We start from the raw sequence: 10,347 nt of genomic DNA, 5'->3' as shown, positions 1-10,347 counted from the left end.
ACGAAGTTTGATGCAAATGTCAGATCGTATGCGCCTGTTAGGGCGCGGCTGGTAAGAGAGCCTTACAGGCGCATCTGAAAAACCTCCGGCTATGCCGGAGGATATTTATTTCTGCCTGTACGCGCCCAGGCTTCTGTTAAACGCATCGTATCCTCTCATTTGTTGATATTTTGTTTTTACTGATAAACAAATTGATGTTAATCAGCAGTTTTGTATACGCTTATTCTTTAAAAAAACGTGATGTGATGACATTAATGATTGCTTTTTTAGATGCTGTGAATTGATTTATCTTGAGTATTATCTATATTGCTTTTTTTAGTTTCCGGAGGCAGACAGCGAATGGGATCGAAAGGTGCCAACAAGAGCTTTGATTATAATTTAATCAAAATTCTTGACGCTGTTATTTTGTCAGGAAATGCGGCTATGGCGGCAAAAAAGTTAGGCATTACACCGGCTGCCGTTTCTCTGGCGTTAAAGCGCCTGCAGAGTTATTACCCGGAAGAACTGTTTAGCAGAGGGAAAGGCGGGCTCATCCCCACAGCTAAGGCTGTCGACATTCACCAAAATTTCAGTCAGGTGATGAAACTGGTGGATGACACATTTCTCTGTAATAGCAAAAAAGATGAAGCGTTCCAGATAACGTTATTAGGCAGTGATATTGTTGAAAGCTATTATCTTTCTCAGCTCTATAACAGCGATATATTTGACCGTATTTTGATAAATCATTTCACTGTCAGAAATATGAGTCGGGAGCATATCAGCGAACTTCTGTTTACTGCGCAAGGCGATCTGTTGATTAGTGCCGAACCTTTGCTGGAGTCCGGCATAGAGAATCAAATTATTGATAGTTTTAAATCATTTGTTTGTATCTGTAGCAGTAAACACATGCTGAGTACCCTCTCGCAACTGTCGCTACATCATTTTTATTCTTCGCGTCATGCGTTATATCAGCCGGGGATGGGGGCTTCAGTGATATATCATGATAGCGAGTTATTTAAGGATGAGCTTTACTATACTGGCAAGCGTATTGTCGGCTATCGTAGTGATTCACTTAACGGTTTGATGAGCATGATCGAACGAACCTCATTGATTGCATTGATGCCTTTGAAATTAGCGCTTTTTTATAAAAATCATCGTAAATATGACATTAAATTTATTCAGCCTCCGCCCGAACTGGCTTTGAAGTCAGTTCAGGTCTATGCATCCTGGAAGAAAAATAGTAGAAATATATCGACGATTAATGAGATGGTAAGTATGTTACAAACACTTTCCTCCTTCCGTCGCTAACACACCTCATTTTTACGCTTTGATTTAATATGGTTTTAAATGATGTGCTTTGATTTTTACCCTTCTGACAGGGCGCTTACACTCCTTGTGTTAATTATTCATTTATAATGATTTCGGGGTGTTAAAATGTCTATTCCCAACCATGTATCGACAACGGAAGTTGTGCTATTGGAGCTAGAGATCTTACTCACTATTATTTCGATTGGCGCGTGGGGAGGCTTTGTTAGCTATCTTTTACGCAAAGATAAGACAGAATATAATAGTTCTCATGAAAGTATTAAATATTGCTTAACGCAGATCGTGATTTCCTGCTTCACCAGCTTTTTGTTAAGCGCGATTGCGATCGAAAAAGAATGCAGTTTCAATATTGTTCTGTTGGCGGCAGGCTTAGGCGGTGTTTTCGCGAGTCCGATCTTAAAAATTCTTGGGCGGCGAATTAAAAAAATTATCGGAGGAAATAATTCAGATTAATTGTCATTCGCAATATCAGGCTCATCCGTGAGCCTTTTACGCGTCTTTTTTCAGCCTGGTCTAGGTCACTCTGTTCTTGATCCAGCCATAAATAAATTGTTCGTTATTGTGGTTTTTCTCAGCAACGTTTAAGTAGTACATGCCCTGACTGCAATTGAGGGCTTTCACCAAAACGGCTTCCCCTTCCTGGCCTCGCCAGGCCAAATAATGTTCGAGAGCGGCAAGCGTCCGCGGGCCAATATTGCCATCCACATGAATATCCGGGTAGCGTTTACCTTCGTGATTAAAGACGTTCAGCCAGCGTTGCAGCCACGCGCTGGGGTGGTAAGCGCCTATGTTGACTGCCGCATCGCACAGCTCGAATGAGACTGGCCACGATAGCGTCGAGATGACATCAAAGCCTGGTTTGATCCAGTAATCCTCTTCGAGAATCGCGTAGGCTTCAGCGTGGGTCAGATCCCGCATATCGCCAGCATAGCCATGCGCTCGCGCCGTGGCTTCAGTAATGCCCCAATGGGTGGCGCCGCCTTTATCTTTAGGGTTAAATACGTAACCGCCTTCAAGCGCAATAATTCCATCTATAATTGGATTCATCTTCCCTTTCCTTCGCTTAGTGAATATGCAGATACATGAGAGAACCTAACGTTACTGAAAATACGGTCGTCAGGGCAGCGATGGTTTGCCGTACAATCTGTTTTTTTCTTCCCTTTGTTTCGCTATCCGTCGCGATAATGGCGATATCACTATTCACTTTGAGACCCTGTCTTGGAATGGTAATAAAAAGATCGTTAATACCAAGCGCTTTAAGGTCACGTCTGATTAAATAGAGAATCTGCGTTAGATTTGCATCATTAACATAGTGGCTTCGACTTCCCCATAACGCAGTGGTTATTTTTTGTCGCTCGATAATCTCCAGATGAGCATTCTCGATGATGAAACTGAGACATTTGGCTCTCATCGCAGTCATTTTAATAACCTGTGAATTTGAGACCGTCCTCAGTTCATATTTACCTTCATTGTAAATGCAATTGCTATTAATGATATAAGTTTTCATAACGTCTTCCTTTAGAAATGTACATCCTGGTTGTCTGTGGTGACTATATTGTATGAGAAATGTCTTAATCCAATAAATGTCACTGGTTTTATTGTATTGTCATTGTCTATAGCGAGTGTAATCACATTATTTCATTGTAATTAAATGATATTTAATTACATGATAAATGATATTTACTATGTTCTCACCAGAACGGACTAAGCGGGCGCTGAGAGGTGTTGTTTTCTCTTCGTCAGACGGTGTTGTTAACCTCATTTTTATGATTTTTATATCATCTAAAAAGGTGATGTTTTGTGATTAGCTATTTTTTATGCCTGTAGCGATTATGGACCCCGCAGAACGAGCTGCGACAATTTTGAAACGTAAAAGGAAATTTGAAAATGGCTACAAGCAAACTGATTCAAGGCGATACAATTACTGAAACTACTCATGCAGCGAATGGTTTTGACCCTGCAACAAGCGATGATAAAATAAGCTATACTTCCGCTCGTGTTGCGAAACCGGTATACAATAAATATAAAAATTCCACGACTAAACCGAAGGTATTCGGTTATTACACCGACTGGTCACAGTATGACAGCCGTCTGCAAGGCAATATGTCCCAACCGGGCCGTGGTTATGATTTAACCAAAGTTTCACCGACGGCTTATGACAAACTGATTTTTGGCTTTGTTGGCATCACCGGTTTCAGAAAAATTGATACAGAAGACCGCGATGTCGTAGCAGAAGCGGCAGCGCTGTGCGGCAAAGTGAAATATGAGCCGACCTTCCTCGATCCGTGGGGCGATTTCCAGTCTTATATCAACCTGGGTTTTGAAACCAGCGGCTGGGATGTTGATCCGAAAACCGTGACCCAGGCTAACGCCAAAGGTATGCTGGGCGCGCTGCGTGATATGCAGGCAAAAGCGAAAGCTGCAGGTCACACGCTGGCGCTCTCCATGAGTATCGGCGGCTGGAGCATGAGTAACGGGTTCCACGAAACCGCCGCTTCTGACTCTTCTCGTAAAACCTTCGCCAAAGGCGTGGTGAAACTGTTCAAACAGTTCCCGATGTTCAGCGAAGTGGATATTGACTGGGAATACCCGAACGATGAAGGGGCGGGCAACCCGTTTGGTCCGGAAGATGGCGCTAACTACGCGCTGCTGATTGCCGAACTGCGTAAACAGCTGGATTCCGCGGGTCTGAGCAATGTGAAGATCTCTATCGCGGCCTCCGCGGTGACCACGATTTTTGATCACGCTAAAGTAAAAGATCTGTTGGCTGCTGGCCTGTACGGCATCAACCTGATGACCTATGACTTCTTCGGTACGCCGTGGGCGGAAACGCTGGGCCACCACACTAACCGCAAAGCGCTGGAAGAGGGCGGCTGGGCTGTCGAAACCATCGTTGATCACCTGCTGGCGGAAGGTTTCTCCGCTGACCGTATCAACATCGGTTATGCCGGCTATACCCGTAACGCTCGTCAGGTAGAAATTGAATCCTTGTCGCCGCTGAAAGGTTCTTACAACCCAGGTTCAGGCGATACTACCGGTTCCTTCGAATCCGGCACCAGCGAATGGTATGACGTCATTTATAGCTACCTGGATCTGGAAAACCAGAAAGGCCGTAACGGTTTCAACGTTTACACCGACCAGGTCGCTGATGCTGACTACCTGTATAGCCCGGAATCCAAACTGTTTTTATCCCTGGATACGCCGCGTACTGTCAAAGCAAAAGGCGAATATGCAGCGAAACTGGGCCTGGGCGGCGTGTTTACCTGGACTATCGATCAGGACAACGGCGTGCTGGTTAACGCCGTGCGTGAAGGTCTGGGTTATGAAATCGAATCTGAAGTTATCGATATGGAACCGTTCTACTTCGAAGGTATCAATGTAGAAAAAGATGAAGAGCAGAGCGACAGCGACGACGCGCAGAAGGTCAACCACGCGCCGAAAGCGGCTATTGAACTGATGGTTGTAGGCGGATCGACGGTACAGCTGTCTGGCGCAGGTTCTTCTGATGAAGATAACGATGAGCTGTCCTTTAGCTGGGGCGTGCCTTCTCAAATCGATGTGGCAGACAAAACGGCAGAAATCATTGAGGTTATGGTACCGGAAGTTAGCGAAAAAACAGCCTTTCAGTTCACCCTGTTTGTACGCGACTGCTACAACGAACCGTCCTCTCAACAGCGCTTTGTTCTGACGGCGGTGCCTGCGCTATCTCAGGTTCAACCGGAACCGGAAGAGGAAGAAGAGATTATCGTTCCTGTACCGGACGAGGAAGAAGAGACCACGCCGGCTGAGGATGACACGTCAGCAGATGACAAAACGTCACCTTACGCGCAGTGGGATGCTTCTACCGTTTATGGCGCAAACTGGGGTTCTTTCGAAATCGTTAGCTGGAAAGGCCATAACTATCAGGTGAAATGGTGGTCTATGGGCAACCAGCCTGACCTGAACTGCGGTGTCGGCGGTGCATGGACCGATCTTGGCGCTTACTAATACACGGTATTAAGCCGATGTATTGGGCTTCATGATTCAAGCCCCGGTTTACCGGGGCTTTTCTCCACCAGGGACAGAGGAAGAGCAGACCATGACCATTTCCATCCATGCCAGCGCATTTGACGTCAACAGCTGGTATCAAAAAATCACCTTAACCTTCATCAATGAGAGCGGTAATCCGGTCGATATGAACCATGCCGCAATATCATTCACGGCTTCCGGGCACATCGATCCATGGGGAAATAGCGGCGGTACGCTCAAAGGGAACCTGCCGCTTACGCTGAATGATAGTTCGTATGGCACGCTGGAAACTAACAACATCATCATTAATAACAGCGATGCATTACTTCTTCAGCCGGGCGAACGCGGAACGCTCTCTTTCAGCCTCGCGGCGACGCAGGTGCCGGTAAAAATGTCCGCCGTCACCTTGACGCTGGCGTCATCGTCATCCGAAGACGCAGAGTCTGCAACCCCATCCGATCAGGAGACGCCAGCGATACCCGCCGCAGACGAACAACCCGCCGAACCCGATGTGCCGGAAAAGGACAATGACCTTCAGGAACGCGGCCTTACGCTTAACGTTAGCGAGTTGAATGCCGCGAGTTGGTATCAACGCGTCACCTTTACGCTGACCAACCTCTACGCCCAGGCGGTAGATCTCAATCAGCTTCAACTGAATTTTACGGCCAGCGCGCACCCCGATCCCTACAGTCCGTTTCAGGGAACAATGCTGGGGAATCAGGCCGTGACGCTGGCCAGCGATGGGGGATGGCCCATCGAGAAGAATACCATCACCATTAATCATGACGGTGCGCTGATGCTGGCGGCAGGGGATATTGCCGAATTACAGTGCTATCTGGCCGCCACGCAGACGCCAGTTGCCATCAGCGATTTGAACGCGACGTTGGCCCATGACCCTGCCCGCCAGGGAAAAATTTGCGTTCACTTTCCTGCCATGACGCAGACCGTGGCGCTCAAACCGGCGATTGAGCTACTGTTTCCTGCCGGCGAAACCCGGCGCTTTGTCGGTGAGTGGGGCGAGGTTCTGACAATAGGCGATCTTAGCGCAGGAACGTATCGGCTTACCGTACCGGTACTGGCGAATGATGAGATGCAAATCGCGCCAGTCGAGTCCTCTTTTACCGTTACGCTGCAATCCGGCGATGCCGCCGCGCAGGTCCAGGTATCCTGTCTGCCAATTGTCCGTTATGCCAGCGCGCGTCTGATGATTGACGCCCCTGCGCTTGGTAATGCGAAATTGACCGTTGAAATCGCCGATGCTACGCAAGCGGATGAGCGTACCGTCACGCTTATCGCCAACCAACCGCAGTTAATCACCCGGCTACTGGCGGGGCATCATTATACGGTCAATCTGCAGCCTGCAATGATTAATAACCGCTTTATATCGGCACCCATACAGCTTACGGGTTTTATCCCTGCTGCGGCGCAGGTTGCCGAGGTTGCGGTCGCTTACCAACAGTCAGCGCTCGACACGGCGAGTTTCGTGACGGTAGATGCCACTATACTGGGCCTGCCCGATGGCGTCGCGCCGCAGCGTTATCTGTTCAGCAGCGGTAAATATCAATACTCATTAATGCTGGAGAGCGGCAGCGATCGGCAGACGTTGGCATTACGCTTTGCGCCCGGGCTGTATGATGTTCAGACGGACGACATTTTCATCGACAGCGTGCCGTGGCGCTGTGAACAGGCCGGGCCGCTACGCTTGTTGCAAAAGGTCAACCATGTGGCGCTGGAGTTTCTGCCCGGCGTGACGCTACAGGTAAAAGGTTGGCCTGATTACCTTGCTCATGGCGGCGTGACGGTTAACGCGCCAGAGACGGTTTCTCTTTATCGCGATATACCGTTTAGCGCGTTGTTTAAATACGATGGTTTTGACGGCGGCGGCGATCCGGTGCCGGCCGCGGAGGTTGACGTGAACGGAGATGGTTTTCTGGATTACGCGACGTTACCAATCCATAAAACCGTTGCGCTGGTGCGCCAGATAGAAAAAGAAGCCGGGCGTAGCGTCATGCCGGTAATGGTCATTTATACCGCGAATGCCAGCGGCGGTAGCGCGCTGGCGGATTTACAGGATGCGCAAAAGCTACGTAACCATTTTGGTAACTTTATTACCCAGTGTCTGGCGGCGCAGTCATACAAAGATGAGACGCATCCTGTCCCGGCCACCTTTGTGCTTAACCCGGATTTTCTGGGGGCGCTACAGCAAGGACCGTATGGCTACACCGTAGTACGGCAAAAAAACAGTGTGCCGGTGAATGCCCAACTGGCGGCGGCGATACAAGCATTACCGGCGATGGCTGGCTTTATCGCGCCTTCGTTGCCGACGTTTAGCGACGATCTCTACGGTTATATTCAGGCGGTGAACTATCTTGTTCGTCAGTTTGCCCCGGATGTGGCTTTTGGCTGGCAGACGAATGTCTGGGCGACAGGAACGGCGGACTGGGTGCTGCGCGATACCGCTGATCCGGTAGCTGAAGGGCAGGCGATCGCCGGATTTATTCATGAACTGGGCGTTTATAGCGGAGAATATGCGCCGGACTTTATTGCGTTTGATAAATTTGAGCGTGACTGTTTCAGTCCTGATGCGCTTGCCCACTATGGCTGGAATGCGACATGCTGGCTTAATTACCTGGCGATGGTAAAACAGGTGACGAAAGCGCTGCTGACGCCCGCCATGCTGTGGCAAATCCCTGGCGGCCATATGCCTACAGTAGAAGAGGGCGTCAGCAAAATCAGCGCTGCGCACTTCGCATCCGGCGGAACCTTTTTTATGGGTGACGCCCGCATTGGCAGCGATCCTGACACGCTCTCTTTGCAGCTACTCAATACGGCCTTAAATAGCGCGACTTACGGCGTCCCGACCGTCGGCGACTTTTTACGTAAAGATAAGGGGTATGACTGGGGCCAGATGCAGGCGCTGAATCTACCGGACTTTAACGTCTTTTCGATCTTATGGGGCGGTGGTTCTACTATCAGTATTACGACAATCCATTCTAACGGTGAAGACGGCGGCTGGTTGGCGGATAAAATGGTAGAGTATTATGCTGCCCCTCGCTATTTTAGATAATATCACTGCTTATTTGCATTAATCTGGACTATTAGTTTGAGATTCGAAGGCGCGTTCTTTCGAATCTCTTTTCCTGCGCCCCCTGACCTCTCATTCTTTATGCGTAATTCGTTATTAATTTTCTGTAATCAATTTGTATTAAGAATCGTCTTAATCTTAAAAATATTGCGTATTAGTGCGTTGTGAATACAGAAATACTGCATAGCGATGTTATTTATTATTAATTTAAGTACTTTTTGAGAGGTTATACTGTGGCGCTACATTGAGTAGACAACCGTTAATGAAAAAAATGATGAACGACGCTTTTGCTAAAGATAATAATGAGAATTTATTACACTCTTTTCTTTTTTCTCAGCAGGCTAAACCTCACGCGGCGATTGATGCCTTATTTTCGGCCTTGTTGCCATTTGGTCAACCGTTTACGCTGGGTATCGGCGATGAGTTTTATTTACAGGCCAATGATGAACACTACATTGTATTACTGGAGTCAGGCGTTGTTTCTTTCTGTCGTGATGACAACCGACTCCATATATCTTCATCGTTTGCGCCATCGGTCGTGGGTATGGTTGACAGCTATGGCGCTACCTATAACGTTCCCGCGCGCCCGGAACACTTTTTGCTCGCAGAAACGGTTTGTAGCGGTAGATTTGTTCGCCTGCCGGATTTTATAAAAATCGCCGATGAATGCGATTTGTGGCACGATGTGGCTCGTTGTCTGGCTTACCGTCTGATGGTGATGAGCGCGCGCGATCGTGAATTAGTCGGCGTCGATTCTTATCTGAAAGTTCGGGCGCTGCTGATTGAAATCTGGGCTTATCCACAGGCCTACCGGGAAAACATTATCGTATTGAATTTTATTCAACGGCGTACCGGGATATCGCGCAGTCGGACTATGAAGATTCTGTCTGAACTAAAAAAAGGCGGGTATATCCATATTGATAATGGGCGGCTGGCGGCGCTCGGAAAACTGCCAGTGGCGTATTAATGCACTATACGCAACGATATATTTACATATCTCGACTGAATTTGCCAGGTATCGTTAATAGAATGTTTTATTGAAAGATGTTACGCAGGTTATTTTTAAAAAGTCAACATGGCTAAAGAGGATAGACCGAATGACTGGTGTAAAGTTAATATAAAACAACAGGTTATATCTAGTCCTTTAAAACCAAATGTCGATGATTGCAACTTGCCGTTGGCTTGTTAATAATTAATAACATCGTTATCTCATTATAACGTAAAGATAAACTCACGACGTTGAGTGGCTGTTTTATTGCTTCTGACATTTATATCAGAACAAGAAGACACTTTTTTTCGCATAAGAAAAAGTCGTGATATTGCTGTGAAGAAATATCAGCAGCCGTTTCGTTAAAAAATCTGATTACCCTCATTTTTATATTTAAAAGGAGCTTGAATGAAAAAGCCTGTACTAGCATTAATGGTCTCTGCCATTGCCTTTGGCGGAATGTTGTCCACCGCGCAAGCGGATACTACAACCGTCACTGGCGGTACGGTAAATTTTGTCGGACAGGTCGTTGACGCTGCCTGTTCTGTTTCCGCTGACTCTGTCGATCAGACCGTGACATTAGGCCAGGTTCGCGCCAGTAAATTAACCGAGGCCGGTATGGCGGCGAATCAAAAAGAAGATTTCACCATTAAACTGGAAGACTGCGATACTCAGACCAGCCAGAATGCGGCGGTGATTTTTAATGGCCAGCAGGACGCAAACCAGCCGGGGTCGCTGGCGAATACCGCTGGGGCAGGTTCGGCGACGAATGTGGCACTACAACTTTATGGACCGGATGGCCAGGCGCTGAATATCGGTGAATCGTCCAGTACTGTTACTTTGAACGATGGCGAAAACGTTATTCCGCTTAGCGTGGATTATATCGCTACCGGTACGGCGACTGCCGGTAATGTTACCGCGACGGCGACATTTAGCATGGTTTATTCCTGATTCCTTATCG

General features: G+C 47.7%; 8 protein-coding genes. 6 read left to right on the top strand and 2 right to left on the bottom strand.

Features of this window, described 5'->3' with window-relative positions:
* Window positions 1-339 precede the first annotated feature (339 nt).
* Window positions 340-1,287 (top strand): LysR family transcriptional regulator, encoded by a 948-nt coding sequence (locus tag HV477_RS10595; RefSeq protein WP_071055500.1) that lies wholly within the window; start codon window positions 340-342, stop codon window positions 1,285-1,287.
* Between the two features lie 126 nt (window positions 1,288-1,413).
* Window positions 1,414-1,758: a phage holin family protein gene (locus tag HV477_RS10590; RefSeq protein WP_000026890.1), complete on the top strand. Its 345-nt coding sequence runs from the start codon at window positions 1,414-1,416 to the stop codon at window positions 1,756-1,758.
* 60 nt (window positions 1,759-1,818) lie between these two features.
* On the opposite strand, the gene HV477_RS10585 is transcribed toward HV477_RS10590, so the two are convergent.
* Both HV477_RS10585 and HV477_RS10580 read right to left on the bottom strand, forming a co-directional pair.
* On the bottom strand, window positions 1,819-2,352 hold the full coding sequence (locus tag HV477_RS10585) for a glycoside hydrolase family 108 protein (protein ID WP_001068130.1): 534 nt from the start codon (window positions 2,350-2,352) through the stop codon (window positions 1,819-1,821).
* A gap of 16 nt (window positions 2,353-2,368) precedes the next feature.
* Window positions 2,369-2,812, bottom strand: a complete 444-nt coding sequence (locus HV477_RS10580; protein WP_000860681.1) for a transcriptional regulator — start codon at window positions 2,810-2,812, stop codon at window positions 2,369-2,371.
* Between the two features lie 380 nt (window positions 2,813-3,192).
* On the opposite strand from HV477_RS10580, the gene HV477_RS10575 reads away from it, so the two are divergent.
* The 4 genes from HV477_RS10575 to HV477_RS10560 all read left to right on the top strand — a co-directional run bounded on the left by HV477_RS10575 (window position 3,193) and on the right by HV477_RS10560 (window position 10,337).
* On the top strand, window positions 3,193-5,292 hold the full coding sequence (locus HV477_RS10575; protein WP_079898705.1) for a glycosyl hydrolase family 18 protein: 2,100 nt from the start codon (window positions 3,193-3,195) through the stop codon (window positions 5,290-5,292).
* A gap of 91 nt (window positions 5,293-5,383) precedes the next feature.
* Window positions 5,384-8,380, top strand: a complete 2,997-nt coding sequence (locus HV477_RS10570; RefSeq protein WP_079898704.1) for a chitinase — start codon at window positions 5,384-5,386, stop codon at window positions 8,378-8,380.
* Window positions 8,381-8,660: 280 nt separating this feature from the next.
* Window positions 8,661-9,365 carry a winged helix-turn-helix transcriptional regulator gene (locus HV477_RS10565; protein ID WP_000738612.1) on the top strand — a complete coding sequence of 235 codons (705 nt, stop codon included), beginning with the start codon at window positions 8,661-8,663 and terminating at the stop codon, window positions 9,363-9,365.
* Between the two features lie 429 nt (window positions 9,366-9,794).
* Complete coding sequence (locus HV477_RS10560; RefSeq protein ID WP_000743355.1) at window positions 9,795-10,337, top strand: fimbrial protein BcfA; 543 nt, start codon at window positions 9,795-9,797, stop codon at window positions 10,335-10,337.
* The last annotated feature ends 10 nt before the right edge of the window (window positions 10,338-10,347 follow it).

The sequence above is a fragment of the Salmonella sp. SG203 genome (assembly GCF_013350575.1).
Lineage (GTDB): Bacteria > Pseudomonadota > Gammaproteobacteria > Enterobacterales > Enterobacteriaceae > Salmonella > Salmonella enterica.
The sequence above is the reverse complement of the archived record's forward strand: the minus strand, read 5'-3'. Positions and strand labels throughout refer to the sequence as shown.